Genomic DNA, 1,711 nt, shown 5'->3' with positions numbered 1-1,711 from the left:
TTCGATGGAATTTATGATATTGAGGAAGTAATTCTTCATATCTATCAACCAAGAAGATGCAATATCTCAACTTATGAAATTAAGAAGATAGAACTATATGAGTGGGGAGAAACCGTACGAGAGATAGCGGAGAAAGCATATAAAGGCGAGGGAGAATTCTCTTGTGGAGAATGGTGCATTTTCTGTAAAGCTAAGAATAAGTGTAGAAAAAGAGCGGAAGAAAACCTGAAACTAGCACAAGAAGAATTTACCCTGCCACCAGAACTATCTGATGATGAAATTGAAGAGATTTTACCAAGACTAGATGAGCTCGAACAATGGGTCAAAGACATCAAGGCTTACTCTTTAGAAAGAGCAATGAAAGGCCATAGATGGAAGGATCTAAAACTTGTCGAAGGTAGGTCTAATAGAAAATACCGAGATGAAGATGAAGTTGTAAAAAAAGTAAAAGAACTGGGATTCAATCCCTTTGAAGAAAAGTTACTTGGCATCACAGCTATGACTAAGTTACTAGGTAAAAAAGTCTTTGATGAAAATATCAGCGACTTATTAGAAAAACCAAAAGGCAAACTTACCTTAGTGAACATTAATGATAAAAGAGAAGAAGTTGTAATTGAAAATGTGAAAGAAGAATTTGGAGTGGTTAAGGAATGAAAAAAATACCACTTACAAAAGGATTTTATGCATTAGTTGACGATGAAGATTACAAAGAACTATCAAAATATAAGTGGTTTGCCAGCGGTCATCCAGGTCAGTTATATGCCTGTAGACACAATCCAGAGAATAAATCTCGCCATATTAGAATGCATAGGCAAATTCTAAATGCTCCAGAGAATATGGAAGTAGATCATATAAATCTGAATAGATTAGATAATAGACGATCTAATTTGAGGCTAGCAACTAGACAAGAAAATTCTTTTAATAGAAAAAAGTTTAACATGAAATCTCACTCTAGATATAAGGGAGTTACTTTTCATATTAGAGATAGATGTTGGCAAGCGTGCATCAGAATAAATGAAAAGCATATTTATTTAGGCAGTTTTGATAAAGAAGTAGACGCTGCAATGGCGTACAACGAAGCGGCAAAAAAGTATCATGGTAGATTTGCAAAATTAAATATAATTCAGGAGGAAAATTATGCAAAATAAAACAAAAGTAATTACTGGAGAAGTTAGATTATCATATTTTAATGTTTGGGAACCAAAGTCAATCAATGGTGGTAAAGAAAGGTATTCAGTATCTGTCATTATCCCAAAGAGCGACCAAAAGACAATTGAGAAGATTGAAAAGGCAGTAGATGCTGCTATTGATGAAGGACTTTCTAAATTCAATGGGAAAAAACCTAATAAGAAAGCTATCAAACTTCCATTAAGAGATGGTGACACAGAAAAAGATGATGAGGCTTATGCTGATGCATACTTCTTAAATGCTAACTCTATGACAGCACCTCAAATTGTAGATAGAAACGTAGAACCTATTCTTGATAGAAGTGAAGTCTACTCAGGAGTTTATGCAAGGGTATCTCTTAACTTCTATGCCTACAATGTAAATGGCAATAAGGGCGTAGCGGTTGGGCTAGGGAATATTCAAAAACTAAGAGATGGACAACCTCTAGGAAATAGGTCTAATGCAGCAGATGACTTCGATGCTATGGACGATGATGATGAAGATTTCTTAGCATAGGAGGTAGAAATGGACTATTTAATTACAG

At 34.7% G+C, this 1,711-nt stretch carries 3 protein-coding genes; all 3 read left to right on the top strand.

Annotated features, from left to right (window positions below; all coding sequences use genetic code 11):
* On the top strand, positions 1–654 hold a 654-nt coding region (locus tag PEPTYR26121_RS08710; RefSeq protein WP_180501039.1), incomplete at its 5' end, for a DUF2800 domain-containing protein.
* Positions 651–1,148 carry an HNH endonuclease gene (locus tag PEPTYR26121_RS08705; protein WP_049944435.1) on the top strand — a complete coding sequence of 166 codons (498 nt, stop codon included), beginning with the start codon at positions 651–653 and terminating at the stop codon, positions 1,146–1,148. The genes PEPTYR26121_RS08710 and PEPTYR26121_RS08705, both read left to right, overlap by 4 nt.
* Entirely contained in the window at positions 1,138–1,683 is a 546-nt protein-coding gene (locus PEPTYR26121_RS08700) for a DUF2815 family protein (protein WP_180501037.1), read from the top strand. Before PEPTYR26121_RS08705 ends, PEPTYR26121_RS08700 begins: the two co-directional genes overlap by 11 nt.
* The last annotated feature ends 28 nt before the right edge of the window (positions 1,684–1,711 follow it).

The organism is Aedoeadaptatus nemausensis (assembly GCF_903819165.1).
GTDB lineage: Bacteria > Bacillota > Clostridia > Tissierellales > Peptoniphilaceae > Aedoeadaptatus > Aedoeadaptatus nemausensis.
The sequence above is the reverse complement of the archived record's forward strand: the minus strand, read 5'-3'. Positions and strand labels throughout refer to the sequence as shown.

Coding starts and splice junctions, on each gene's coding strand:
- PEPTYR26121_RS08700 (WP_180501037.1), top strand. CDS start 1,138: ATGCAAAATAAAACAAAAGTAATTACTGGAGAAGTTAGATTATCATAT.
- PEPTYR26121_RS08705 (WP_049944435.1), top strand. CDS start 651: ATGAAAAAAATACCACTTACAAAAGGATTTTATGCATTAGTTGACGAT.